Source organism: Rathayibacter sp. AY1F8 (genome assembly GCF_002932165.1).
Classification (GTDB): domain Bacteria; phylum Actinomycetota; class Actinomycetes; order Actinomycetales; family Microbacteriaceae; genus Rathayibacter.
In genome coordinates this window covers 40,424-65,115 of the sequence record NZ_PSVB01000012.1, presented here as the reverse complement: position 1 = coordinate 65,115, position 24,692 = coordinate 40,424, and the positions used below count along the sequence as shown (strand labels likewise).

The window sequence follows — 24,692 nt, the reverse complement described above, 5'->3', positions numbered from 1 at the left end:
TAGACTGGCGGAAGCCGGATCGCAGTAACCCCGGGCTCCACTTATAGCCGCTTCGAGCGGCCTCGCGCCGAGAGGCGTTCCTGCGGTCCGGCCCCTTCTCTGCTCGCATCGCCGCCACGGTGCGCGAGGCGAGGGCCCAGGAGGAGTCGATCCTCGCCCGAGTCCCCACAGACAGGCGCCAGCGGAATGAAGAACAGCAGAGCTCTCCGGATCGGCGCGCGCGTCTGGGCGGGGGCGGGGCTGCTGGTCGTCGCCGCCCTCTACCTCCTCGCCGCCCCGAGCGTCGACGACGCGGAGGGCGCCCAGTTCGCCGCGGGGGTCTCGCTCTCGCAGGGCACGGTGATGCGCGTCCTCGCGGTCCTCGACGTGCTCGCCGGGCTCTGGGTCCTCATCCGCCCGCGCAGCTATCCGGGCATCACCGCTGCGGCGGTGGCCGTGATCTCGCTCTGGCTGGCCCCCCGGCTGGGCGACCCCGCGCTCGTGCCGATCGGCACGTTGGCGCTGGATGTCCGATTCGTGACGCATCCGATCGAGGTGTCGGTCGTCGTTGCAGGCCTGGCCGTGACAGCCTTCTGGATGACGCGGAATCTTTCAGCCCGGGCGCGGGCGAGGCGGGGCTGATGACGGACGACACCACAGCGGAGGCGGCTGTCCTCCTCGAGCGCATCGCCGGGGGAGAGCAGGCCGCGTTCGCCGCGCTCTACGACCAGATGGCCGGCCGGGTCCTCGGCCTGATCATCCGCGTCCTCGTCGACCGCTCCCAGTCCGAGGAGGTAGCCCAGGAGGTCTTCCTCGAGATCTGGCAAACCGCTGGGCGTTTCGCTCCGAATAAAGGAAGCGCGACGACCTGGATCCTCACGATGGCACACCGCAGGGCCATCGACAGGGTCCGCGCGGCTCAAGCCGGCCGTGATCGGGACATGCGCATCGGAATCCGAGACCTCGGACGCGACTACGACCAGGTCTCCGAGCAGGCGGAGGTGTCCCTCGAGCACGAGAAGGTCGCGGCCGCCATGGGCCGCCTGACGGAACTGCAGCGGCAGGCGCTGCAGCTCGCTTACTACGGCGGATACTCGCACAGCGAGATCGCGGGGATCCTGCAGTGCCCCGTGGGAACCGTCAAGACGCGCCTGCGTGACGGAATGATCAGACTTCGAGAAGAGATGGGGGTGGCCCTGTGAACGATGTGCGACTCCCCGACGGGATGGACGATCCGCGCGATCTCGCGGCGGGTCACGCACTGGGCATCCTGACGCCCGAGGAGCAGGAGCGCTACGAGCGCTTCCTCTCCGAGCACCCGGAGGCGCGCGGCGAGGCCGACGCGTTCGCCGAGGTGGCGGAGGCGCTGGTCGCCGACGCACCCGCCGTGGAGCCCTCGCCGGGCTTCAAGGCCGACCTGATGGCGCTCATCGCCACCACTCCGCAGCTGCCGCTGGAGGAGCCCGACGAGGACCACGAGGCGCCCGCCGCGCCCCGTCTGGTCCCCGTCGCCTCCGAGGGCGAGCGGAGCGGTCCGACGGCTCGCCGGGACGGTGGCGGCAGCGCCGCGAACCGCGCCCGGAGCCGCTGGTTTGCCCGCCCCGCGGTCTACCTCTCGGCGGCCGCGGCCGCCGCGGTGATCGTGGTCGGCGGAGTGACCCTTCCGCCGCTGCTCTCGTCCGGCCCCGGCCAGACGCAGCAGCAGACGGCTCTGGAGCAGATCCGCAGCGCCCCCGACGCGCAGGAGACGACCGGCACGGTCGCCACCGGCGAGCAGGCGACGCTGGTCTGGTCGAGCTCGCTCGGCCGCTCCGCCCTCGTGGTGGACGACCTGGCGCCGCTGCCGGAGGACAAGACCTACGAGCTCTGGTACATCGGCTCGTCCGGTCCGGTCGCCGCAGGGACGTTCGATGGGGGAGAGGGCAGCACCGTGGCCCCGCTCGAGGGGAGCCTGACCGAGGGCGGAGTCGTCGCCGTGACGGTCGAGGACGCCGGCGGCTCGCCGACTCCGACCACCGATCCGATACTGGCGATCGACATCGCCTGACGGCCCGAGCACGAGAAGAGCCGCACTCCCCTCACGGAGTGCGGCTCTTCTCGTTCCCGGAGGGCACGCGGTGGAACGAGAGCGAGCCGCGACCCCGGAGGGACGCGGCTCGCTCTCGCCTGCGGCGGATCAGCCGAAGCGGCCCGAGACGTAGTCCTCGGTCGCCTGGACGGACGGGCGCGAGAACATCGTCGCGGTGTCGTCGTACTCGATGAGCTTGCCCGGCTTGCCGGTGCCCGCGATGTTGAAGAACGCGGTGCGGTCCGAGACGCGCGAGGCCTGCTGCATGTTGTGGGTCACGATGACGATCGTGTAGTCGTTCTTGAGCTCCTCGATGAGGTCCTCGATCGCGAGGGTCGAGATCGGGTCGAGGGCCGAGCAGGGCTCGTCCATCAGGAGGACGTCGGGGGAGACGGCGATCGCGCGGGCGATGCACAGACGCTGCTGCTGGCCGCCGGAGAGACCGGAGCCCGGCTTGTCGAGGCGGTCCTTCACCTCGTTCCAGAGGTTCGCGCCCTGGAGCGAGCGCTCGACGAGCGCGTCCGCGTCCGACTTCGAGATGCGGCGGTTGTTGAGCTTCACGCCGGCCAGCACGTTGTCCCGGATGGACATCGTCGGGAACGGGTTGGGGCGCTGGAAGACCATGCCCACCTGCCGACGGACCTGCACCGGATCGACGCCCGGGCCGTACAGGTTGTTGCCGTCGATCAGGACCTCGCCCTCGACGTGCGCGCCGGGGATGACCTCGTGCATGCGGTTGAGCGTGCGGAGGAAGGTCGACTTGCCGCAGCCGGACGGGCCGATGAAGGCGGTGACCGTGCGGGGCTCGATGGCGAGCGAGACGCCCTCCACCGCGAGGAACTGGCTGTAGTAGACGTTGAGGTCGTTGACCTCGATGCGCTTGGACATTGCTTCCTTCGGGGATTCCGGCCGGAGCCGAGTGGTGGGTGTCAGCGGCCGAGCTTGGGGGCGAAGATCTTCGCGATCAGGCGGGCGACCAGGTTCAGCGCCATGACGATCAGGATGAGGGCCAGCGCGCCGGTCCAGGCCCGGTTGAGGAACGCCTCGGCGTCGGGGCCCTGGTTCGCGTACTGCGTGTAGACGAAGACCGGGAGGGTCATCATCCGCTCGCTGAAGAGGTCGTAGTTCATCGACGCGGTGAAGCCGGCGACGATGAGCAGCGGGGCGGTCTCGCCGATGACGCGGGCGATCGCGAGGGTGATGCCCGTCGTGATGCCGGCGATGGAGGTCGGCAGCACGATCTTGACGATGGTCAGCCACTTCGGCACGCCGAGGGCGTAGGACGCCTCGCGCAGCTCGTTCGGGACCAGCTTCAGCATCTCCTCCGACGAGCGGACGACCACGGGGATCATCAGCACGGCGAGGGCGATCGAGCCGGCGAAGCCCATCCGGACGCCGGGGCCGAGGAGCAGCGCGAAGAGCGCGTAGGCGAACAGGCCCGCGACGATGGAGGGGATGCCCGTCATCACGTCGACGAAGAAGGTGATCGCCCGGGCGAGGTGGCCGCGGCCGTACTCGACGAGGTAGATCGAGGTGAGCAGGCCGATCGGCACCGAGATCAGCGCGGCCATGGCCGTGATCTCGAGCGTGCCGATGATCGCGTGGAGGGCGCCGCCGCCCGCGTCGATGACGTTGCGCATCGACGAGGAGAAGAAGAGCGGATCGAACCGCGCGACTCCGTTGGAGACGACCGTGTAGAGCAGGGAGATCAGCGGGAGCAGCGCGATGATGAACGCGGTCGCGACCAGCGAGGTCACGAGGCGGTCGACAGCCTTGCGGCCGCCCTCGACCAGGCGCGAGACCACGTAGATGGCGACGTCGAAGAGGACGGTGCCCCAGAAGATCGCGCCGACGAGGCTGAAGTCATTCATCATGCCGGCCGCCTGGAGGATCAGGAAGACGGCGGCGAACACGACCCAGCTGCCGACGAGCAGCATCCAGGGGGTGCCCTTGGGCAGCTTGCCCGCCTGCAGCGAGAAGGGCATCGACGAGGTGGCGGCGGACATCAGTTGGCTCCCGAGAAGGCCTTGCGGCGGTTGACGATGAACCGCGCGACCGAGTTCACGACGAGGGTGATGACGAAGAGGATGAGGCCCGAGGCGACGAGGACGTTGACGCCGACTCCGCTCGCCTCCGGGAACTGCAGCGCGATGTTCGCGGCGATGGTGTTCGAGTTCTGCGAGGTGAGCAGGAGGAAGGAGACGACCGTCGCAGGCGAGAGCACCATCGCGACGGCGAGCGTCTCGCCGAGGGCCCGGCCGAGGCCGAGCATGGCGGCCGAGACGATGCCCGGGGCGCCGAAGGGCAGGACGGCCATGCGGATCATCTCCCAGCGGGTCGCGCCGAGCGCGAGCGCCGCCTCCTCGTGCAGGCGCGGGGCCTGGAGGAAGATCTCGCGGCAGACCGCGGTGATGATCGGGATGACCATGACGGCCAGCACCACCGAGGCGGTGAGGATCGTCTTGCCGGTGCCCGACGCCTGGCCGCCGAAGAGCGGGAACCAGCCGATGTTCACGTTGAGGAAGAGGTAGAAGGGCTGCACCATCGGCGCCAGCACGGTCGCGCCCCAGAGGCCGAAGACCACCGAGGGGACGGCGGCGAGGAGGTCGACCACGTAGCCGAGGGCCATCGCGATGCGGCGCGGCGCGTAGTGCGAGATGAAGAGGGCGATCGCGATCGAGAGCGGCAGGGCGATCACCAGGGCGATCACCGCTGACCAGACCGTGCCGAACACCAGGGGGCCGACGTAGGCCCAGAAGCTCGTCGCGTCGCCGGGGAGGCTGCCGGCCGGCGCGGTGAACGCGGGGATCGACTGCGCGATGAGGAAGATCGCGACGGCGGCGAGGACGAGGAGGATGAGGGAGCCGGCGGCGACGGTCGAGATCGAGAAGACCCGATCTCCGACACGCACCTTCGCCTTCGGGCGGACGACGGTCTCAGTTGCCATTCCAGGGGACTCTCTTCAGACGAGGGGGTTCGGCGGGGCGCACAGGGAGATGCTAGGGCTCGGAGGGGCGTCCGGTGGGTCGAGCCCGGCACAGGCGGGGCCCGTCCCGCGGATCGTGCTGCGAGACGGGCCCTGCCGGTGGGACTACTTGATCGACTCGATCGCGGTGGCGACGGTCGAGGCGAGCTCGGAGCTCAGGGGAGCGGAGCCGGCCTGAGCGGCGGCGGCCTCCTGGCCATCCTCGCTCGCGACGTAGGAGGCGAAGGACTTGACGACCTCGCCCTTGTCGGCGTCCGCGTACTCCTGGCACACGATGAGGTAGCTGACCAGGACCATCGGCCAGGCGTCCGCCTCGGTGCCGGTGCGGTCGATCTTGATCGCGAGGTCGTTGTCCTCGCGGCCGTCGGCGATGGGCGAGGCGGCGACGACCGCCGCGGCTCCGTCGGCCGAGATGGTCGAGAACGCGTCGCCGACCTTCAGCTGGGCCATGTCCATGCCCTGGGCGCCGGACTCGTCGGCGTAGCCGATCGTGTTGGTGCCGTTCTTGACCGCGTCGACGACACCCGAGGTGCCCTTGGCGCCGTCACCGCTCTGGTACGGGAAGGTCTGCGCGGCGGGAGCGTCCCAGACGTCGCTCGCGGTGGCCGCGAGATAGTCGGTGAAGTTCTGCGTGGTGCCCGAGTCGTCCGAGCGGTGCACGGAGGTGATGTTCGCCGACGGGAGGGTCGCGTCGGGGTTCAGGGCCTTGATCTCCGGGGCGTCCCAGGAGGTGATGGTGCCCTTGAAGATGCCAGCGATGGTGGCCGCGTCGAGCTTGAGCTCGTCGACGCCCTCCACGTTGAAGATGACCGCGATCGGCGAGATGTAGACCGGGAGGTCGATCGCCTTGGTGTCGGGGGCGCAGGCGGCGAAGGTGCCCGCGAGCTCCTCGTCCTTGAGCGCGGAGTCGGAGCCGGCGTAGTCGGCGGCGCCGTCGATGAAGTTGGTGCGGCCGGCGCCGGAGCCCTGCGGGTCGTAGTTGACCGTGACCTCGGGGTTCGCGGTCTGGAACGCGGCGGCCCAGGTGGTCTGCGCGGTGCCCTGAGCGGACGAGCCGATCCCGGTGATGGTGCCGGAGAGCGTGGAGGTGGTGGCGGAGCCGGAGCTGCCGCCTGCGGCCGGTGCCTCGTTGGCAGCGCAGGAGGTCAGCGTGATCGCTGCGACGGCGGCGACGACGGCCGCCTGGCCGAGACGCGAGAATCTCACAAGTATCCCTTTCGGGTAGGAAAGCGTGGAAAACAGAACAGGGCCTGGTGCAGCCCGCGAGCGAGAGTACGGAGGGGTCGTGTCCTGGCACCGACCGCTCGGTGAACGCGCGGTGAACGGGTCCGCCTCGGGGATTGCGGAGCGACGGGGCGGCGGGGAAGGCGCGGTGCGTCGGGCGCGTCCCGGCGGCGCGACCGGCCCGGTCCGGAGGGACCCGTCGAGCCGGCCGCGCAGCGCCCGGGCGGGTCAGGCCAGCGGCGTGTGCGTCTCGATCGCGACGATGCCGGAGCCGGGGTGACCGGTGGAGAGGTGCACCACGGCGAAGCCGCCGGTCGGGAGCGCTGCCGCCTCGTCGAGGTAGGCGCCGAGAGGGGTCGCCGTGGCGAGGGCGATCTCGCGCAGGATCTCGGGGATCACCGGTCGGTGGCTGCAGAGGACGGCGGTGCGGCGGGCGCGGACCCGCTTGCCGACGAGGGCGCGGACGTCGGCGGTGCCCTGCTCGTGCGCCTCCTGGCTGAGGTCGTCGCGCAGCTTGACCGGCTTCCTGACCAGACCGGACAGCGGGGCGATGGTCGACCGGCAGCGCTTGGCGGTGCTCGAGACGAGGCGGCGCGGGCGCCAGGCGGCCACGGCCTGAGCGGCGGCAGCGGCCTCGACCCGGCCGCGCCCGGTGAGGCGGCGGGTGGAGTCGCGGCCGTCCCAGGAGGAGGCGGGCACCGCCTTCGCGTGCCGCAGGACCACGATCGCGAAGGTCTCGAGCGCACCGCGTGCGGCTATCCGGGCGAACTCGTCGACGATCGTCACGTCGTGCGGATAGGTCAGGTAGCTCCGGGCCCGCTTGAGCGTCACCCACTCGAGCGCCTCGACCTCGTCGTTCGGGAGGAAGTCGGACGCCAGGACGGCCTTCTCGGTCACCTGCGCCGCCCAGTAGTAGACGGCCTTCGGGCGCCCACTCGGCAGCGTGTACTCGGTGCACCCCAGCGGCACCCCGAGCGCCACCGAGAGCCCGGTCTCCTCGCGGATCTCGCGCACCGCGGTCTCCGGGAGGGACTCGCCCGCGTCGACCTTGCCCTTGGGCAGGCTGACGTCCCGGCGGTGCGGCCGGTGGATCACGAGGATGTGCGGGCGGCCCTCGATGATCCGCCAGCACACCGCTCCTGCTGCGTAGACGGTGCCCGTCACGGGCGTCAGCGGCTGGAGGCCCGGTTGGCGGACCGTGTCGCCGCGCGCTTGCGATGGGTGATGTGCTGCATCAGCTGGTTCTGCAGGTCGGCGAGCGGAGCGCCCTCCTCATCGAGGTGGTGCCGCGTCCAGTCGCCGTCCGGGCCGAGCCACCAGGAGGCGGTCCGCTCGTCCATCGCCCGCTCGAACATGTCGTCGATCTCGCTGAGGTGCGCCGGCTCGACGATCCGCACCAGAGCCTCGACGCGGCGGTCGAGGTTGCGGTGCATCATGTCGGCGCTGCCGATGAAGACGTCCGGCTCGCCGCCGTTGACGAAGCTGAAGATGCGGGAGTGCTCGAGGTAGCGGCCGAGGATCGAGCGCACGCGGATGGTCTCGGAGAGCCCCTCCTGGCCGGGCTTCAGCCCGCAGATGCCGCGCACCCACACGTCGACCGGCACGCCGGCCTGGCTGGCGCGGTAGAGCGCGTCGATCACGGACTCGTCGACGATCGAGTTGACCTTGATCCGGATGCCCGAGGGGCGCCCCGCGCGGGCGTTCTCGGTCTCGGCGGCGATCCGCTTGAGCAGGCCCTTCCGCAGGTGGCGCGGCGCGACCAGCAGGCGCTTGAACTTCTTCTCGATCGCGTAGCCCGAGAGCTCGTTGAACAGACGCGTGAGGTCCTTGCCGACCTCGGGGTCGGCCGTCAGGAGTCCGAGGTCCTCGTAGATGCGCGAGGTCTTCGGGTTGTAGTTGCCGGTGCCGATGTGGGAGTAGTGGCGGAGCACTCCGCCCTTCTCCTGGCGGATGACGAGCGCGAGCTTGCAGTGGGTCTTCAGCCCGACGAGCCCGTAGACCACGTGCACGCCCGCCTTCTCGAGCTTGCGCGCCCACGAGATGTTCGCCTGCTCGTCGAAGCGCGCCTTGATCTCGACCAGGGCGAGCACCTGCTTGCCCGACTCGGCCGCGTCGATGAGCGCCTCGACGATGGGGGAGTCGCCCGAGGTGCGGTAGAGCGTCTGCTTGATCGCGAGCACGTCCGGATCGGCCGCCGCCTGCTCGAGGAACGACTGCACGCTCGTCGCGAAGGACTCGTAGGGGTGGTGAAGGAGCACGTCGCCGCGGGAGACGGCCTTGAAGACGTCCTGCCGCTGGTTGGGCTCGCTGGGCGAGAGCTGCACCGCCGTCGTCGGGACGTGATTGGGGTACTTCAGGTCCGGGCGGTCGATCTTCTGCAGGCTGAAGAGCCCGCTGAGGTCGAGCGGGGCCGGGAGCTTGTAGACCTCCTGCGTCGTGATGTCGAGCTCGCGGACCAGCAGGCCCAGCGTCTCGTCGTCCATGTCGTCGGTGACCTCGAGGCGGATGGGCGGGCCGAACCGGCGGCGCAGCAGCTCCTTCTCGAGGGCCTTGATCAGGTTCTCGGTCTCGTCCTCGTCGACCTCGACGTCCTCGTTGCGCGTCACCCGGAACACGTGGTGGTCGAGGATCTCCATGCCGGGGAACAGGTCGTCCAGCTGGTTGGCGATCAGGTCCTCGAGCGAGATGAACCGCATCGGCTCGCCCGGCGCCGCGACGCCGGCGATCCGCACGAAGCGGGGGAGCATCTGCGGCACCTTGAGGCGCGCGAACTCGACCTTCTGCGTCTTCGGGTTCCGCACCCGCACCGAGAGGTTGAGCGAGAGGCCGGAGATGTAGGGGAACGGGTGCGCCGGGTCGACCGCGAGCGGCATCAGCACCGGGAACACCTGGGCCGAGAAGTAGTCGTCCAGCACGGTGCGCTCGGCGTCGCTCAGCTCGTCCCAGCGGACGAGGTCGATGCCGCCGTCGCGCAGGGCGGGCTCGACGAGCTCCTTGAACGCTCGGGAGTGGCGCTGCTGCAGCAGGTGCGCCTTCTCCGAGATGTCGGTCAGCACGTCGACCGGCACGCGCCCGATGTTCGTCGGCAGGGCGAGCCCCGTGAGGATGCGGCGCTTGAGGCCGGCGACCCGGACCATGAAGAACTCGTCGAGGTTGGACGAGAAGATCGCGAGGAAGTTCGCCCGCTCGAGCGCCGGAACCAGCGGATCCTCCGCGAGCTCGAGCACGCGCTGGTTGAACGCCAGCCAGCTCAGCTCCCGGTCGAGGTAGCGGTTGTCGGGGAGGAGCGGGTCCGAGTGCTCCTCCTCGTCGTCGAAGTCGTCGTCGAGGTCATCGCTGAGACCGTCTTCGAGAAGCAGGTTGTCGCCGTCCATGCGACCATCCTGGCACCGCGTCCGTCCGCTCCGCGCCGCCGCTCGTGAATGCCGGATGAACGGGGCCGGGGGATGCCCTGTGGAGGAGTGCCGGTTCAGCGCAGCGGCGCAGCCCGCTGCAGGTACTGCACGTCGACGGAGGCGTCCGTGAACCCGAGCGAGCGGTAGAGCGCCACCGCCGACCGGTTCTCGGCCTCGACGTAGAGGTCGGCCGTGGTGCAGCCGCGCTCGAGCATCCGCGCGAGCCCGGCGTTCAGCAGGGTGCGGCCGAGTCCCCGTCCGGCCGCCTCGGGGGCGACCCCGAGGACGTAGATCTCGCCGGTCGTCGATCCGGGCTCGATCTTGAGCCAGTCGTAGCCGAGGAGCGTGCCGTCGGCGTCGCGGAGCAGGAGGAAGTCGCCCTCGTCGAACCACGGCTCGGCGCGGCGGGCCGCCAGGTCCTCCTCCGTCATCCGCCCCTGCTCGGGGTGCGCGGCGAAGATCCGCGCGTTCAGGGCGATCCACTCGGCCGGAGCGAGGTCGCGGGCGTCCGAGAGGACGACGCCCTCGGGGACGCGGACCTCGGGGGCGGCGAGCGGCTCGAGCTCGAGGTGCAGGAGGGTGCGAACCGGTGCGAAGCCGTGGGAGGCCGCGAGGGCCCGGGCGGCGGGGTGGTCGCCGTGCGCCCAGGCGAGCAGGCCCGTCCGGCCGCTCGCGAGGACCTGCTCCAGGGTCGCGGTGCCGAAGCCGACCCCGCGCCACTCCGGATCGACGACGAACTCCAGCTCGCCCTGCCCGAGGATCGCCGCCGCCACGACCACGTCGGCGCGCAGCCCCACGAGGAGGGTGCGCGAGCCGGCCCGGGCGTCGACGAGCGTCTGGTCGCTGAAGGGGGGCTGGTGGTCGAACCAGGCGGCGCGCCCGATCAGGTGCTCGAGGCCGGCCGCCACCGCGGGATCGGCCAGGTCCTCAACGGACAGGTTGAGCGACTCGCTCATTGTCCTCTTCGTACACGTTGAAGCGGTATCCGACGTTGCGGACCGTGCCGATCAGCGACTCCAGGTCGCCGAGCTTCGCGCGGAGGCGCCGCACGTGCACGTCGACCGTGCGGGTGCCGCCGAAGTAGTCGTAGCCCCACACCTCGCTCAGCAGCTGCTCGCGGGTGAAGACGCGCGAGGGGTGCGTGGCGAAGAAGCGGAGGAGCTCGAACTCCTTGAAGGTGAGGTCGAGCGGGCGCCCGTGCACCTTGGCGGAGTAGCTGGCCTCGTCGATCACGACGCCCGACGCCTGGATGCGCGAGGTCGACTGCTCCTGCGCCAGTCGGCCGATCACCAGGCGGATGCGGGCGTCGACCTCGGCGGGGCCGGCCGAGTCGAGGATGACGTCGTTGACGCCCCAGTCGGCCGAGACGGCCGTGAGCCCGCCCTCCGTGAGAATCAGGATGAGGGGGACGTTGATGCCCGTGGTCGTGAGGATCTTGCAGAGCGACTTGGCGCTGGCGAGGTCCTGCCGCGCGTCGACCAGGATCAGATCGCAGCTCGGGGCGTTCACGAGCTGGGCGGGCTCCGCGGGGATCTGCCGGGTCCGGTGGCTGAGGAGCCCCAGTGCGGGGAGCACCTCGGCGCCTCCCGCCGAGGTCAGTATCAACAACTGCGCCACGGATCCTCCAGAACTGGTCTGCCCGCAATACTAGCGGCGGGCCGGGAGGGGCGTCCGCCTGGGGCACAATTGTCGGATGGGCAGGGATCGGGTGGGCATCGGAGTCGTCTGGGCGCTCGCACTCGCGGGCTCCGTGCTGACGCTGGCGATCGCCGCTCCGGAGTCCCGGCAGCTCTGGCTCGCGCTGACGTTCGGCGGCTGCCTGCTCGCGACCTTCGCGGTGCAGCTCGCCGTGGCCCGCGCCGAGGGGTACCTCCTCCGCGCGATGACGAGCATCGTCGGAGCGATGGCCGTGGTCGCGGTCGCGAGCGGGATCGCCCTCCTCCTCCCCGCCTGAGCAGTCGCGCCCTCCCGTCCCGAGCGCCCGGATCCGCACCGCCTGAGCGGTCGCGTCCGCCCCGCCCCTGCGTCGGAGGCGGCGGGTAGGATGAGCGCATGCTTCTCGCCCTGGAACTCTTCTACCTCGGTCTGCTCGGGCTCGCCTCCCTCGCCATCGCGTGGGTCTCCGGCGTGGTCGTCTACAAGCTCTACCGCGGCCAGCGCTAGCCGCCGCCGGAGCCCGAGTGATCTCGCTTCCGTCGGGCCTGCCGCCCGAGCTCGTCCCCCTGTCCTGGCTGCTCGGCGTCTGGGAGGGCTCGGGCGTCATCGACTACACGATCGGCGACGACTCCGTCCAGGCCGAGTTCGGCCATCGCATCAGCTTCAGCTACGACGGCCTCCCGTACCTCAACTACAACTCCTACACGTGGCTGATCGAGGAGGGCGCCGAGGAGGCGCCCCGGCCGCTGGTCACCGAGACCGGCTACTGGCGCCTCAGCCGCGCTCTGACCGACTCCGACGCCGGCCCGGGAATGCTGCCCGGCCGCGGCGCACCCGCCTTCCCCGACGCGGAGTCCGTCGAGACGCTGCGCAACGCCGCCGGCGGGTTCGACATCGAGGTCTCGCTCGTGCACCCGGACGGGGTCAGCGAGCTCTACCTCGGCCAGGTCAAGGGGCCGCGGATCGACCTCGCGACCGACGCGGTGATGCGCACCGCCGCGGCGAAGGACTACGCCGCCGCCACGCGCCTCTACGGCCTGGTCGACGACCACCTGCTGTGGGCGTGGGACATCGCCGCGCTCGGCCAGGGCCTGCGGACCCACTCCTCCGGACGGCTCGCCCGTGTCGACTGACGCGCTCTCCCCGCTCCTGGCCGCCCCGGGCGCCGTCGCGACGACGAGCGCCGCCGAGCCCGGCGTCGCCGCCCACTACGGCGAGCCCTTCCGCGAGCAGCGCGCTCTCGCCGCGGGCACCGCGCTCGTCGACCTCTCCGGCCGCGGCGTCGTGACCGTCACGGGGCCGGACCGCCTCACCTGGATCGACTCGCTCACCAGCCAGGCCGTCTCGCGCCTCGCTCCCGGCGCGTCCGCCGAGACGCTCCTGCTCGACCCGACCGGCCGGATCGAGCACGTCATCCGCCTCGTCGACGACGGCGAGACCGCCTGGCTCCTGCTCGACCGCGACGAGACGGCCGGCCTGGCCGCCTGGCTCGACCGGATGCGCTTCATGCTCCGCGTCGAGGTCGCCGACCGCACCGACGACTTCGCGACCCTCGCCGCCCTCGGCGACGGGCCGGCCCTGACGCTCGCCCTGTCCCTGGCCGAGGAGCCCGTCGTCTGGAGCGACCCGTGGTCGCAGGTCCAGCCGGGCGGCTGGCAGTATGCGCTGACCACAGAGCACCCCGGGGCCTCCTGGGAGCTCCGCGAGGTCCTGGTCCCGCGAGCGGCCCTCGAGGCCCTCGCGGAGACGGCCGTCGGGGTGGGAGTGGCCCTCGCGGGAGTCGACGCCCTCGAGGCGCTGCGCATCGCCGCCTGGCGCCCGCGCCACGCGACCGAGGTCGACGAGCGGTCCATCCCGCACGAGCTCGACCTCCTCCGCTCGAGCGTGCACCTCGCCAAGGGCTGCTACCGGGGCCAGGAGACGGTGGCGAAGGTGCACAATCTCGGCCACCCGCCCCGGCGCCTGGTCCTGCTGCAGCTCGACGGCTCCGACTCGGTCCTCCCCGCCCACGGCGACGTCGTCACGGCGCTCAAGGGCGGCGAGCCGGTCGACGTCGGCACGGTCACCTCCAGCGCCTGGCACTACGAGGACGGACCGGTCGCTCTCGCGGTCGTCAAGCGGAGCGTCCCGGTGGATCTCGAGCTGACCGTGCTGGCCGGCGACTCGCGCGTGGCCGCGGCCCAGGAGGTCGTGGTCCCGCCCGGAGCCGGAGCGGAGGCGGGAGTGCCCCGCCTGCCCCGCCTCGGGGCGACGACCAGGTAGGCCACGCCGTGGTGGCCGCACGTCCCGCCGAGCGGGGCCGGGCGGCCGAGCGGCTGCGCGATCTCGTCCGGACCCCCGAGCTGAGTCCCGCGCGCGCCCTCGCCCGCGCGGGGGCGTCGCTCCCCGCCGTGCTGCAGATCGTGCTCGCGGCGACCCTCGCCTACTCCGTCGCGCACTTCCTCCTCGGGCACCCCGCGCCGGTGCTGGCGCTGACGGCCACGATCTCGAGCCTCGGCATCGCGCGCGACACCCGCCCCAAGCAGGTGGCCGAGACAGCGACGGGGATGCTCATCGGCATCACGGCCAGCGAGGTCCTGCTCCTGCTGTGGGGGAGCGGCGTCTGGCAGCTCGCCGTCGTCCTCGCGATCGTCTTCACGCTCGGCCGGGCCCTCTCGCCCTCGCCGGGGTTCGCGGTGGCCGCCGGGACCCAGGCGATGCTGGTGATGGTCCTCCCTGCGCCGGACGGAGGCGTCTTCACCCGGAGCGTCGACGGCCTGATCGGCGGGCTCGCGGCGCTGCTCTGCACGGCGATCGTGCCCCGCCCGCCGCTGCGCACAGCGCGGGCCGAGGCGCACCGGCTCCTCACCGCGCTCAGCCGGACCGTGGAGGAGCTGGCCGAGGCGCTCCGCCGGGGCGACTCCTCGGCGTCCACCGCAGCCCTCGAGCGGATCCGCGGGACGCAGCCGGTCATCGACGGCTGGACCGCGGCGCTCGACTCCGCGACCGGCGTCGCCCGGATCTCGCCGTTCGTCCGCCGGCACCGCGGCGAGCTCTCCCGCCAGGCCGTGATGCTGTCCGCGCTGGACCTCGCGACCCGCAACCTGCGCATCGTCGCGCGCCGCACCGACTTCCTCGTCCGGGACGGCGCCCCGCGGCCGGAGCTCGCCGGAGCGGTCGCCGCCCTCGGCCCGGGCATCGCGCTGCTCGGCCGCGCGGTCGCCGATCCGTCGGTGCTCGCCCTGGCGCGTCAGGACCTCGTGCTGCTCGCGACCACGCTCGACCCCCAGCGGCTGATCCCGGAGGCGCGCCTCGCCGAGAAGACGGTGCTCGTCCTGCTCCGCCCGCTCGTCGTCGACCTGCTCACGGCGACCGGCGCCGCTCCCGCCGAGGCGCGGGCCGCCCTGCCCCCGCTCGCCTAGGGCTCAGGAGGTCCGGTGCTCAGGTCCGGTGCTCAGGCCCGGTGCTCAGGCCCGGCGCTCAGGAGGAGGGGGCGACCGCCTCCCACGCGACCGTCACCTCGCCCAGGCGCCAGCGCCGCGGCCCGCCGAGGACCGGCCACTCCGGCCGGAGGTCCCGGACCGCCGCGATCCAGCGCTGACCCGGACCGTAGACGGCGAGAGGGGCGTTCAGCGTCCACGCCCGCTCGAGGGAGGAGAGGAAGGCGTGCACGCCCTCGCCGGGCACGTTGCGGTGGATGAGGGCCTTCGGCAGGCGCTCGGCCGCCGTCATCGGCGAGGGGATCGCCGCGAGCCGGAGCGAGAGGGTCAGCGAGCGCGGGCCCTCCCGGCCGACCTCGATCCAGGTGCAGATGCGGCCGATCTCGTCGCAGGTGCCCTCGACCAGGACGCCGTCGGGCTGCAGACGGTCCGTCATCGTCGCCCAGGCTCCCTCCACCGCGTCCTCGTCGTACTGGCGGAGCACGTTGAAGGCGCGGATGACGCCCGCCCGCCGCCCCGCGGGCAGGGGCACCTCGAAGCCGCCGCGCTCGAAGCGCACGCGCGCGTCCGCGGGGAACGGCGTGCCGCCCTCCCTCACCCGGGCGAGCTGGCGTCGAGCGGTGTCGACTCGGGCGGGCTCGATCTCGAGGCCGAGCACCTCGACGTCGGGCGCGGCCCGGACGAGCCGGCGGTGCAGCTCGAGCGTGGTGACCGCGCTCGCCCCGAAGCCGAGATCGACGACGAGCGGGGAGGCGGTGCTGCGCACTACGGGCAGCTCGGCGAGCCGGCGGTCGACCCGGCGGAGGCGGTTCGTGCCCGTCGTTCCGCGGGTGACGGCTCCGATGGGCATGCTCTCCAGCGTATCCGCGGGCGAGGGGGCCGCCTCTAAGCTGGACGCATGTCCGAGACCTACACCCTCATCCTCGTGCGCCACGGCAACAGCGAGTGGAACCAGAAGAACCTCTTCACCGGCTGGGTCGACGTGCGCCTGACCGAGCAGGGAGTCGCGGAGGCCACCCGCGCCGGCGAGCTGCTGACCGACGCGGGCCTGCACCCCGACATCGTCTACACGTCGCGCCAGACGCGCGCGATCCAGACCGCCAACATCGCCCTCGAGGTCGCCGACCGCCTGTGGATCGACGTCAAGCGCTCCTGGCGCCTCAACGAGCGCCACTACGGCGCCCTGCAGGGCAAGGACAAGGCGCAGACCCTCGCCGAGTACGGCCCCGAGCAGTTCCAGACCTGGCGCCGCTCCTTCGACGTGCCGCCGCCCCCGCTCGACGACGACGACCAGTACTCGCAGGCGCACGACGAGCGCTACGCGGACCTCGGCGACGCCCTGCCCCGCACCGAGTCGCTGAAGCTCGTGATCGAGCGGATGCTGCCCTACTGGGAGTCCGACATCAAGCCGGACCTCGCCTCGGGCAAGACCGTCATGATCACCGCGCACGGCAACTCCCTCCGCGCGCTGGTGAAGACGCTCGACGGCATCTCGGACTCGGACATCGCGGAGCTCAACATCCCGACCGGGATCCCGCTCGTCTACGAGCTGAACGAGGACTTCGAGCCCATCGGGGAGGCGCGCTACCTCGACCCGGAGGCCGCGGCCGCCGGTGCCGCCGCCGTCGCCGCCCAGGGCGCCAAGAAGTAGCACCGACCCGCACGCGCGAACGGCCCGCCCGAGTCCTCGACTCCGGCGGGCCGTTCCCGTCCGCAGCTCCGACGGGGACGGCACGGACACGTCCGGCCCGCAGGAGACGATCGTTCCTGCGGGCCGGACGGTGAGACGGGCCGGAGCCCGCGGTGTCGACTAGGAGTAGTCGCCCGAGATCAGGTACTGGACCTTCTTGGCGATCGACACGGCGTGGTCGGCGAAGCGCTCGTGGTAGCGGCTGGCGAGGGTCGCGTCGACGGTGTCGGCGGCCTGGCCCTTCCACGCCTCGCTGAGCACCTTGTCGAAGACGCTGACGTGCAGCTCGTCGATCTTGTCGTCCTCGTCGCGGATCTCCTCGGCGATGCGCGGGTCCTGCGAGCGGAGCAGGTCGGTCAGCTTGTGCGCGACGACCACGTCGAGGCGGCCCATCTCGACGAACGTCGGACGCAGGCTCTTGGGGACCACTTTGTCGGGGAAGCGGTAGCGCGAGAGCTGGGCGATGTGCTCGGCGATGTCGCCCATCCGCTCGAGCGACGCGCTGATGCGCAGCGCCGAGACGACGATCCGCAGGTCGCGGGCGACCGGGTTCTGCCGGGCGAGGATGTCGATCGCGAGCTCGTCGAGGCTGATGGCCAGCTCGTCGATGCGCGCGTCGCTCGCGATGACCTCCTCCGCGAGGGTGACGTCGGAGTGGTTGAACGCCTGGGTCGCCTTCTCGATGGCGATCTCGACGAGTCCGGAGATCTCGACGAGTCGTTCCTGGACCTCGGCCAGCTCCTGCTGGAAAACTTCGCGCATCTGTGTTCGACCCTCTCTACGGCGCGCGCGGACGACGGCGCCGGATCTGCGGCGAGCACCTCGCACGCCGCTGCGACTGCACTCCGTGGGCGCAGGCGCAGTCATGATGACCACGGCAGGTTAACGAACGGTGCCGGGCGTTTGAACAGTACTCGACCCCCGGAGGATCGACGGGCGTCCGGTAGGGGGACGCCCGGTGGATGGTTAGCCTGGGTCCGTGGATTCGGGCTTGATCGTGGTTCTGTCGCTCGTTCTCGGTGTCGCGATCGGGATCCTTCTGACGACCGTGCTCACGCTCGCCGCCCGCCAGGGCCGCATCGCGCAGGACGTGATCTCGGTCGGGCTCCCCGAGGGGATCGAGGCGATCATCGACGCCGTCGGCTCGCCCGCCTTCGTGACCGACCCGTCGCACAACGTGCTGAAGGCGTCCACCCGCGCCGTCGCGCTCGGCCTGGTCTCGCAGGACACGCTGCTCCACCCCGACCTCGCCGCCATCGTCGACCGCGTCCGCCGCTTCGGCGACGACATCGTCCAGGACCTCGAGCTCGCGACCAGCCCGCTCTCCGACGCCGCCGTGACGCTCGTCGTCCACGCGACCCGCCTGGGCTCCCGCTACGTCCTCGTCATCGCCGAGGACCACACCGAGGCGCGCCGGCTCGAGGCCGTCCGCCGGGACTTCGTCGCCAACATCTCCCACGAGCTGAAGACCCCGATCGGCGCCGTCGGCCTGCTCGCCGAGGCCCTCGACTCCGCCGCCGACGACCCCCAGCAGGTGCGCCGCTTCGCGCACCGGCTGACCCAGGAGTCGCACCGCCTCGCGAAGATCACCCGCGAGATCATCGAGCTCTCCCGCCTCCAGGCCGCCGACGTCGCCGGCTCCGCCGAGATCATCCGCGTCGACGACGTCGTCACGGCGGCGCTCGAGACCACCCACGTCATGGCGGAGTCGCACGACGTCACCCTGGTCAAGGGCGGGATGAAGAAGGCCTACGTCGTGGGGCAGGAGAAGATGCTCGTCTCGGCGCTGCACAACCTCCTCGCCAACGCCATCCAGTACTCGCCCGCCGGCTCCCGCGTGGGCATCGGCGTCCGCTCCACCGGCGGCGTCGTCGAGATCGCCGTCACCGACCAGGGCATCGGCATCCCTGAGGAGGACCTCGACCGGGTGTTCGAGCGGTTCTACCGCGTCGACCAGGCCCGCTCCCGCCACACCGGCGGCACCGGCCTCGGCCTCAGCATCGTCAAGCACGCCGTGCAGAACCACGGCGGCGACGTCCGCGTCTGGTCCAAGCCCGGCCGCGGCTCCACCTTCACCATCCGGCTCCCCGAAGCCGACCCCGCCCGGACGCCCTTCGCGGCGACCGCCCCGATAGGAGAACACGCGTGACCAGCATCCTGCTCGTCGAGGACGAGAGCGCCCTCAGCGAGCCCCTCAGCTACCTGCTCGAACGCGAGGGCTACGACGTCACCGTCGCCGAGGACGGCAACCGCGCCGTCGCCGCCTTCGACGAGGGCGACTACGACCTGATCCTCCTCGACCTCATGCTGCCCGGCATGCCCGGCACCGAGGTCTGCCGCGAGATCCGCACCCGCTCCTCCGTCCCGATCATCATGGTCACCGCCAAGGACTCCGAAGTGGACATCGTCGTCGGCCTGGAGCTCGGCGCGGACGACTACGTCACCAAGCCCTACTCCACCCGCGAACTGCTCGCCCGCATCCGCGCCGTCCTCCGACGCCGCACCGAGGAGCCCGGCGAGGAGCGGATCGTCGTCGCCGGCCCCGTCCGCATGGACATCGAACGCCACACGGTCGAAGTCGACGGCGTCGAGACCCCGATGCCCCTCAAGGAGTTCGAGCTCCTCGAGATGCTGCTCCGCAATGCGGGCCGCGTCCTCACCCGCGGCCAGCTCATCGACCGCGTCTGGGGCAGCGACTACTTCGGCGACACGAAGACCCTCGACGTCCACGTCAAGCGCATCCGCTCGAAGATCGAGAAGACGCCGAAGGAGCCGGTGCTCCTGGTTACTGTCCGCGGCCTCGGCTACCGCTTCGACGCTTGATCGCGGGCCCTGGCGGGGCGATCTGCGGCGTTGTCGTCGGTTGCGATACCGCTGGTATCGCGCCCTCCTCCGCCTTGCAGCTCACCCCGCCAGGACCCGCGATCAACCCTGTGCTGGAGGGGTGAAGTGCGGGGCCGTCGCTGCGCGACGAGCCGCGGGGTGGGGCCGTCGCTGCGCGACGAGCCGTCGATGGTGGGGCCGTCGCTTCGCGACGAGCCGGGCGGGGGCGTCGCTCAGGGCGTGGTGCTCGAGTGGTCGGCGTATCAAGACCCGCGCAGCCGGACGTCGCCCGCCTGGTGGTCGAGTAGCCGGCGGAGCGGGTGTGTCGAGACCTGCGGGGACGACGAAGGGCCGCCCGCCGGGGCGGACGGCCCTCGAGGGCGGAGGGGGCTACTCCGCGGTGGGAGCGTCGACACCGGGCTCGGCGGTCGGAGTGGGGAGCGCGGTCCGGGCGGGGTCGGCCGTCGGGGTGACGGTCGGCGTCGCGGAGGGCGCGGGGGTCAGCGTCGAGTAGGCCTCGAGGGCGTTCGTCAGGACGGGGACGAGGAGCTCCTTGCCCTGCTCCGAGCCGTACTGGAAGTAGACGGGGAGCAGGCCGCCGGGAATCGTGTCGATGTCGTCCATCTGGACGGCCTCGGTGCTGTCGGGGCGGACCTCGGTGCGGCCGGGGACGGCGTCGACGGTGTCGCTGGTGCGGCCCGCGGAGCCCTCGTACTGCACCTCGACGCTCAGCGCCTCATCGGTGGAGTTCACGAGCGTCACGATCAGAGTGCCTGCCTCGCCGTCGTCCGAGACGATCATCGCGTTGCGGATGGCGAGATCGCCGATCGTCGCGCCGACTCCGTCGCTCGGGTCGTAGATCTTGCGCGTCGCCTGCGGGGCGACGAGGTTGCAGCCGGCGGTAGCGAGGGCGACGCCGACCGCGAGAACGACGGATGCAGCGATACGCGCCTTCACAGGAACCTCCAGATCGTCGGCCCCGCTCGCCCCGGACAGGGCGACTTCACTGTGCACGAGCCGACACCAGGCTAGCGTAGCGAGCACCGCGGCTCCGCCCGTCCGGACTCCCGTCCCGCTCGGCGCGCATGGTAATCTTTCCGCCGCTGAAAGGACGTCGCATGCAGTTCGAGGTCGGAGAGACGGTCGTCTACCCCCATCACGGAGCCGCCACGATCGCCGAGGTGAAGACCCGGACGATCAAGGGCCAGGAGAAGACGTACCTGAAGCTCCGCGTCGCGCAGGGCGACCTCGTCATCGAGGTGCCCGCCGACAACGTCGACCTGGTCGGCGTCCGCGACGTCATCGGCCGCGAGGGCGTCGAGCGCGTGTTCGAGGTCCTGCGCGCCGAGGTCGTCGAGGAGCCGACCAACTGGTCGCGCCGCTACAAGGCCAACCTCGAGAAGCTCGGGTCCGGCGACGTCGTCAAGGTCTCCGAGGTCGTCCGCGACCTCACCCGCCGCGACCGCGACCGCGGCCTCTCGGCGGGGGAGAAGAGCATGCTCGCCAAGGCCCGCCAGATCCTCGTCTCCGAGCTCGCCCTGGCCGAGAAGACCGACGAGGACGCCGCCTCCGTGCTCCTCGACGAGGTCCTCGCATCCTGAACGGTCCGGCCGGCGCGCCGACCGCGGCCGTCGTCGTCGTCGCCGCCGGCAGTGGCACGAGGCTCGGCCGCGAGCGCCCCAAGGCCTACGTCGACTGCGCGGGGCGGACGATCCTCGAGCGCAGCCTGCGCACGGTGCTGCTGCTCGCGGAGCCGGTCCAGATCGTCGTCGTGGCTCCCGCCGCCCTCCTCGAGGAGACGGCCGCTCTCGCGCACGCCGCCGGCGCCCCGGACGGCTCCGTCAGCGTCGTCGCCGGAGGCGCCAGCCGCCAGGAGTCGGTCGCTCGGGGGCTCCGGGCGCTCGGCCCGGCCGTGGAGACGGTGCTCGTGCACGACGCCGCCCGCGCCCTCACGCCCGTCGACCAGTTCGAGCGGGTGATCGCGGCGGTCCGGGAGACGCGCGGTGGAGTGATCCCGGGTCTGCCGGTCACCGACACGATCAAGCGCATCCGCGCCGACGGCGGGATCCTCGGCACGGTGGACCGCTCCGAGCTCGCCGCGGTGCAGACGCCGCAGGGCTTCCCGCGCGCGCTCCTCGACGAGGCCTACGCCTCGGCGGAGGAGGACTTCACCGACGACGCGGCGCTCCTCGCCTCGCGCGGCGGCCCCTCGATCGTCGTCGCCGGCGATCCGCTCGCCTTCAAGATCACCACCCCCTGGGACCTGGCCCGCGCCGAGCAGGTGCTCGCACCGCCGCCCGTCGTCGTCGTGCCGCGCGTCGGCATCGGCACGGACGTGCACGCCTTCGACGACGCGTCGCCGCTCTGGCTCGCCGGGCTGCACTGGCCGGGGGAGCGGGGCCTGTCCGGGCACAGCGACGGCGATCCGGTCGCCCACGCGATCTGCGACGCGCTCCTGGCGGCGGCGGGTCTCGGCGACATCGGCTCCCGCTTCGGCACGGCCGACCCGCGCTTCGCGGACGCCCACGGCGAGGTCTTCCTCCGCGCGACCCGCGAGCTGGTGGAGGCCGCCGGCTTCGCCATCGGCAACGTCTCGGTGCAGCTCATCGGCAACCGCCCGAAGTTCTCGCCGCGGCGCGAGGAGGCGCAGAGGCTGCTCTCGGACCTGCTCGGCGCACCGGTCAGCGTCGCCGCCACCACCTCGGACGCGCTGGGCTTCACCGGCCGGGGCGAAGGGGTCGCCGCGACCGCGACGGCACTCGTCCTCCCCACCCCCGCTGTCGCCCGGTAGTCCCCGGGCAGAGCCGCCGACCCGGCCGGGAGCGGTCCGCCCGGTAAACTCGCCCGCGTGACTCTGCGACTGCATGACTCGAAGGCCCAGGCCCTCGTCGATTTCGTCCCCCTCCGCGAGAACGAGGTCGGGATGTACGTCTGCGGACCCACCGTGCAGTCCTCTCCCCACATCGGGCACCTGCGCTCCGCCCTCGCCTACGACCAGCTGCGCCGCTGGCTGGCGTACCGCGGCTTCCAGGTCACCCTGGTGCGCAACGTCACCGACATCGACGACAAGATCCTCGCCATCGCCGAGGACGCGCGGCGTCGGGTGCCCGAGGGCGCGCCGGTCGAGCAGTGGTGGGCCCTCGCCTACCGCGTGGAGCTCGAGTTCACCGCCGCGTACACGGCCCTCGGCATCCTCCCGCCGACCTACGAGCCGCGCGCGACCGCGAGCATCGCCGAGATGATCACGCTCATCCAGACCCTGATCGAGCGCGGTCACGCCTACCCGGCGCCCGACGACTCCGGCGACGTCTACTTCGACACGCGGTCCTGGCCGGACTACGGCTCACTCACCCACCAGCGCCTCGAGAGCATGGAGGCGGCGACCGACGCCGACCCGCGCGGCAAGCGCGACCCGCACGACTTCGCTCTCTGGAAGGGCGCCAAGCCGGAGGAGCCCGAGTCGGCCGCCTGGGCCTCGCCGTGGGGCGCCGGCCGCCCCGGCTGGCACATCGAGTGCTCCGCGATGTCGACGAAGTACCTCGGCACCCAGTTCGACATCCACGGCGGCGGGCTCGACCTGCGCTTCCCCCACCACGAGAACGAGCTCGCCCAGTCCAGCGCCGCCGGCCACGCCTTCGCCAGCTACTGGCTGCACAACGGTCTCGTGTCCGTCATCGGCCAGAAGATGAGCAAGTCGCTCGGCAACTCGGTGTTCGCCTCCGAGCTGCTCGAGGCGGCCCGCCCGCTCGTCGTCCGCTACTACCTCGGCTCGGCCCACTACCGCTCCACCCTCGAGTTCCACGACGGGGCCCTCGAGGAGGCCGAAGCGGCGCTGGAGCGGATCGAGGGCTTCCTCGAGCGCTCCCGCCGCCGCCTCGACGGCACGCGGTTCGCCGCGCTCGGCGAGCCGGTGGTCCCGGAGGAGTTCGCCGAGGCGATGGACGACGACCTGTCCGTCCCGCAGGCCATCGGCGTCCTGCACGAGACCGTGCGCGCCGGCAACGCCGCCCTCGACGCCGAGGACCTCGGCTCCGTCTCGGCCCTGCGCACCCAGGTGCTCGCGATGGCGGCCGTGCTCGGCATCGACCCGGAGGCGCCCGAGTGGGCGCGCTCCGACGACGAACCCTCGTACCGCGCGCTCAGCGTGCTGGTCGACCGCCTGGTCGCCGAACGCCAGACCGCGCGCGAGCAGCGCGACTGGGCGAGCGCCGACCGCATCCGAACCGATCTCGCCGCGGCGGGAATCACGATCGAAGACACCCAGACGGGTGCGCATTGGAGTCTCGATGGCGAATAAGCCCGGCCGCCCCGGAGCGGTCCGAAAGAAGAGCAAGGGCAAGGCCGTCGGTTCCGGCGGTCAGGGCCGTCAGGCCCTCGAGGGCAAGAAGCCCACGCCCAAGGCCGAGGACCGGCCCTACCACCCCGCAGGCAAGGCGAAGCTCGCGCGCGAGCGCTTCGTCGCCGCAGGCGGCAAGGGCCGCCCCGGCGGAGCCCTCTCCGCGGCCGCCCGCGGACAGGGGCGCCCCGCTCCGTCGCGCAAGCCCAAGAGCGGCGACGACTTCGAGATGGTGACGGGCCGGAACTCGGTCCTCGAGGCGTTGCGCGCCAGCATCCCGGCCACCACCCTCTACCTCGCGACCCGCATCGAGATGGACGACCGGGTCAAGGAGGCGCTCAAGATCGCCACCGCCCGCGGCCTTCCCGTGCTCGAGGTCATGCGCCCGGAGCTCGACCGCCTCGCCGGCCCCGACTCCGTGCACCAGGGCCTCGTGCTGAAGGTGCCGCCCTACGAGTACGCCCACCCGAGCGACCTGCTCGAGCGCAGCGTCTCCCGCGGAGCGGTCCCCCTCCTCGTCGCCCTCGACGGCATCACCGACCCGCGCAACCTCGGAGCGATCATCCGCTCCGTCGCCGCGTTCGGCGGCCAGGGCGTCATCGTCCCGCAGCGCCGCTCCGTGGGCCTCAACTCCGCCGCCTGGAAGACCTCCGCCGGAGCCGCCGCGCGCATCCCCGTCGCGATGGCGTCCAACCTCACCGCCATGATCAAGGACTTCAAGCGCGCCGGCGTCTTCGTCATCGGACTCGACGGCGACGGCGACGTGATGCTGCCCGGCCTCGAACTCGCCGACCGGCCGCTCCTCGTCGTCGTCGGCAGCGAGGGCAAGGGCCTCTCCCGCCTCGTCACCGAGCAGTGCGACGCCGTCGTCTCCATTCCGATCAGCTCCGCCACCGAATCCCTCAACGCCGGGATCGCGGCGTCGGTCGCGCTCTACGAGATCTCCAAACTCCGCTCCGCCTCCGAGTAGCGCGGGCGCTGGCACGGCGATCTGCGGCGTTGTCGTCGGGCGCGATACCGCCGGTATCGCTTCCTCCTCCGCCTTGCAGCTCACCGCGCGGGCGCCGGCGCGGCGATCTGCCGCGTTGTCGTCGGGCGCGATACCGCCGGTATCGC

The 24,692-nt window shown here is 71.8% G+C and carries 25 protein-coding genes; 14 read left to right on the top strand and 11 right to left on the bottom strand.

The window, feature by feature from the left end:
• The first annotated feature begins 186 nt into the window (after positions 1–186).
• The 3 genes from C5C35_RS16990 to C5C35_RS10520 are packed head-to-tail and all read left to right on the top strand — an operon-like array spanning position 187 to position 2,026.
• Entirely contained in the window at positions 187–621 is a 435-nt protein-coding gene (locus tag C5C35_RS16990; RefSeq protein ID WP_104224710.1) for a hypothetical protein, read from the top strand.
• Positions 621–1,181, top strand: a complete 561-nt coding sequence (gene sigK / locus C5C35_RS10525; RefSeq protein WP_104224709.1) for an ECF RNA polymerase sigma factor SigK — start codon at positions 621–623, stop codon at positions 1,179–1,181. The genes C5C35_RS16990 and sigK overlap by 1 nt, the downstream gene beginning before the upstream one ends.
• Positions 1,178–2,026 (top strand): anti-sigma factor domain-containing protein, encoded by an 849-nt coding sequence (locus C5C35_RS10520; RefSeq protein ID WP_146076502.1) that lies wholly within the window; start codon positions 1,178–1,180, stop codon positions 2,024–2,026. The genes sigK and C5C35_RS10520 overlap by 4 nt, the downstream gene beginning before the upstream one ends.
• A gap of 129 nt (positions 2,027–2,155) precedes the next feature.
• Here the strand turns inward: C5C35_RS10520 and pstB are convergent, their stop codons facing one another.
• From pstB to C5C35_RS10480, 8 genes are all read right to left on the bottom strand, one after another.
• Positions 2,156–2,935 carry a phosphate ABC transporter ATP-binding protein PstB gene (gene pstB / locus C5C35_RS10515; protein ID WP_104224707.1) on the bottom strand — a complete coding sequence of 260 codons (780 nt, stop codon included), beginning with the start codon at positions 2,933–2,935 and terminating at the stop codon, positions 2,156–2,158.
• A 41-nt stretch (positions 2,936–2,976) separates the two neighbouring features.
• A complete protein-coding gene (pstA, locus tag C5C35_RS10510; protein ID WP_104224706.1) occupies positions 2,977–4,053 on the bottom strand; it encodes a phosphate ABC transporter permease PstA in 1,077 nt (358 codons plus the stop codon).
• Positions 4,053–4,994 (bottom strand): phosphate ABC transporter permease subunit PstC, encoded by a 942-nt coding sequence (gene pstC, locus C5C35_RS10505; protein ID WP_104227270.1) that lies wholly within the window; start codon positions 4,992–4,994, stop codon positions 4,053–4,055. The genes pstA and pstC overlap by 1 nt, the downstream gene beginning before the upstream one ends.
• Before the next feature lie 144 nt (positions 4,995–5,138).
• Positions 5,139–6,239, bottom strand: a complete 1,101-nt coding sequence (gene pstS, locus C5C35_RS10500; protein WP_104263065.1) for a phosphate ABC transporter substrate-binding protein PstS — start codon at positions 6,237–6,239, stop codon at positions 5,139–5,141.
• 246 nt (positions 6,240–6,485) lie between these two features.
• Complete coding sequence (locus tag C5C35_RS10495; RefSeq protein WP_104224703.1) at positions 6,486–7,421, bottom strand: NUDIX domain-containing protein; 936 nt, start codon at positions 7,419–7,421, stop codon at positions 6,486–6,488.
• 5 nt (positions 7,422–7,426) lie between these two features.
• A complete protein-coding gene (locus C5C35_RS10490) occupies positions 7,427–9,631 on the bottom strand; it encodes an RNA degradosome polyphosphate kinase (RefSeq protein WP_104224702.1) in 2,205 nt (734 codons plus the stop codon).
• 95 nt (positions 9,632–9,726) lie between these two features.
• Entirely contained in the window at positions 9,727–10,608 is an 882-nt protein-coding gene (mshD, locus tag C5C35_RS10485; protein ID WP_104249369.1) for a mycothiol synthase, read from the bottom strand.
• Positions 10,580–11,269, bottom strand: a complete 690-nt coding sequence (locus tag C5C35_RS10480) for a winged helix-turn-helix domain-containing protein (protein ID WP_104224700.1) — start codon at positions 11,267–11,269, stop codon at positions 10,580–10,582. The genes mshD and C5C35_RS10480 overlap by 29 nt, the downstream gene beginning before the upstream one ends.
• Before the next feature lie 76 nt (positions 11,270–11,345).
• On the opposite strand from C5C35_RS10480, the gene C5C35_RS10475 reads away from it, so the two are divergent.
• The 4 genes from C5C35_RS10475 (at position 11,346) to C5C35_RS10460 (ending at position 14,709) form a co-directional block, all read left to right on the top strand.
• The gene (locus C5C35_RS10475) at positions 11,346–11,606 is read left to right on the top strand and encodes a hypothetical protein (protein WP_146084588.1); all 261 of its coding nucleotides are present in this window, start codon (positions 11,346–11,348) and stop codon (positions 11,604–11,606) included.
• Positions 11,607–11,832: 226 nt separating this feature from the next.
• Positions 11,833–12,441 (top strand): FABP family protein, encoded by a 609-nt coding sequence (locus tag C5C35_RS10470; RefSeq protein ID WP_104224698.1) that lies wholly within the window; start codon positions 11,833–11,835, stop codon positions 12,439–12,441.
• A complete protein-coding gene (locus C5C35_RS10465; RefSeq protein ID WP_104263063.1) occupies positions 12,431–13,570 on the top strand; it encodes a folate-binding protein YgfZ in 1,140 nt (379 codons plus the stop codon). The genes C5C35_RS10470 and C5C35_RS10465 overlap by 11 nt, the downstream gene beginning before the upstream one ends.
• Before the next feature lie 8 nt (positions 13,571–13,578).
• Complete coding sequence (locus tag C5C35_RS10460) at positions 13,579–14,709, top strand: aromatic acid exporter family protein (RefSeq protein ID WP_104263062.1); 1,131 nt, start codon at positions 13,579–13,581, stop codon at positions 14,707–14,709.
• 58 nt (positions 14,710–14,767) lie between these two features.
• Here C5C35_RS10460 and C5C35_RS10455 read toward each other — a convergent pair whose 3' ends face one another.
• Positions 14,768–15,577 (bottom strand): class I SAM-dependent methyltransferase, encoded by an 810-nt coding sequence (locus C5C35_RS10455; protein ID WP_104263061.1) that lies wholly within the window; start codon positions 15,575–15,577, stop codon positions 14,768–14,770.
• A 48-nt stretch (positions 15,578–15,625) separates the two neighbouring features.
• Between C5C35_RS10455 and C5C35_RS10450 the strand changes: the two genes are divergently transcribed.
• A complete protein-coding gene (locus tag C5C35_RS10450) occupies positions 15,626–16,378 on the top strand; it encodes a phosphoglyceromutase (protein ID WP_104263060.1) in 753 nt (250 codons plus the stop codon).
• Positions 16,379–16,537: 159 nt separating this feature from the next.
• Here C5C35_RS10450 and phoU read toward each other — a convergent pair whose 3' ends face one another.
• A complete protein-coding gene (phoU, locus tag C5C35_RS10445) occupies positions 16,538–17,179 on the bottom strand; it encodes a phosphate signaling complex protein PhoU (RefSeq protein WP_104224693.1) in 642 nt (213 codons plus the stop codon).
• A gap of 217 nt (positions 17,180–17,396) precedes the next feature.
• Between phoU and C5C35_RS10440 the strand changes: the two genes are divergently transcribed.
• A complete protein-coding gene (locus C5C35_RS10440) occupies positions 17,397–18,566 on the top strand; it encodes a cell wall metabolism sensor histidine kinase WalK (protein WP_104224692.1) in 1,170 nt (389 codons plus the stop codon).
• The gene (locus C5C35_RS10435) at positions 18,563–19,240 is read left to right on the top strand and encodes a response regulator transcription factor (RefSeq protein ID WP_104227263.1); all 678 of its coding nucleotides are present in this window, start codon (positions 18,563–18,565) and stop codon (positions 19,238–19,240) included. The genes C5C35_RS10440 and C5C35_RS10435 overlap by 4 nt, the downstream gene beginning before the upstream one ends.
• A gap of 390 nt (positions 19,241–19,630) precedes the next feature.
• Here the strand turns inward: C5C35_RS10435 and C5C35_RS10430 are convergent, their stop codons facing one another.
• Positions 19,631–20,254: a hypothetical protein gene (locus tag C5C35_RS10430; RefSeq protein ID WP_146076504.1), complete on the bottom strand. Its 624-nt coding sequence runs from the start codon at positions 20,252–20,254 to the stop codon at positions 19,631–19,633.
• A 104-nt stretch (positions 20,255–20,358) separates the two neighbouring features.
• Between C5C35_RS10430 and C5C35_RS10425 the strand changes: the two genes are divergently transcribed.
• Genes C5C35_RS10425 through rlmB form a run of 4 tightly spaced genes read left to right on the top strand, consistent with a single transcriptional unit; the run spans position 20,359 to position 24,546 of the window.
• On the top strand, positions 20,359–20,841 hold the full coding sequence (locus C5C35_RS10425) for a CarD family transcriptional regulator (protein WP_104224589.1): 483 nt from the start codon (positions 20,359–20,361) through the stop codon (positions 20,839–20,841).
• Positions 20,835–22,031: a 2-C-methyl-D-erythritol 4-phosphate cytidylyltransferase gene (gene ispD, locus C5C35_RS10420; RefSeq protein WP_104261017.1), complete on the top strand. Its 1,197-nt coding sequence runs from the start codon at positions 20,835–20,837 to the stop codon at positions 22,029–22,031. The genes C5C35_RS10425 and ispD overlap by 7 nt, the downstream gene beginning before the upstream one ends.
• A 57-nt stretch (positions 22,032–22,088) precedes the next feature.
• Positions 22,089–23,537 carry a cysteine--tRNA ligase gene (cysS, locus tag C5C35_RS10415; RefSeq protein WP_104258202.1) on the top strand — a complete coding sequence of 483 codons (1,449 nt, stop codon included), beginning with the start codon at positions 22,089–22,091 and terminating at the stop codon, positions 23,535–23,537.
• Positions 23,527–24,546 carry a 23S rRNA (guanosine(2251)-2'-O)-methyltransferase RlmB gene (gene rlmB, locus C5C35_RS10410; RefSeq protein ID WP_104224591.1) on the top strand — a complete coding sequence of 340 codons (1,020 nt, stop codon included), beginning with the start codon at positions 23,527–23,529 and terminating at the stop codon, positions 24,544–24,546. The genes cysS and rlmB overlap by 11 nt, the downstream gene beginning before the upstream one ends.
• The last annotated feature ends 146 nt before the right edge of the window (positions 24,547–24,692 follow it).